The sequence below is a fragment of the Aquabacterium parvum genome (assembly GCF_001447195.1).
Classification (GTDB): Bacteria; Pseudomonadota; Gammaproteobacteria; order Burkholderiales; family Burkholderiaceae_C; genus Aquabacterium; species Aquabacterium parvum.
Genome location: NZ_LFRI01000087.1, coordinates 1 through 273 on the forward strand (window position 1 = coordinate 1; position 273 = coordinate 273).

General features: G+C 62.3%; 1 protein-coding gene. It reads right to left on the bottom strand.

Annotated elements, in window-relative coordinates:
• On the bottom strand, positions 1-273 hold a 273-nt coding region (locus tag ABG80_RS03150; RefSeq protein ID WP_160322417.1), incomplete at both ends, for a transposase.

The window sequence follows — 273 nt, forward strand, 5'->3', positions numbered from 1 at the left end:
CGAACTCGCTCTTCTTGACCGCCTGGATGCGCACCGCCGTCTCGATGGTGGTCTTGAGCAGTTGCTCCACCCCCGCCTCACCGAGCACCCGACGAAAGCGCCCGATCTGGCTGGGATCGCATGGCAGGCGATGCTCAAAATACTCCTGTCCGCTGAAGAACTGGAAGCACACATCCTGCGCCCAGCGCTCGACCACAGACTCATCGCTCTCGTTGAAGGCGTGCTTGAGGTACAGCAGTGCCACCATCAAACGGATCGGCAGGCGCGGACGGC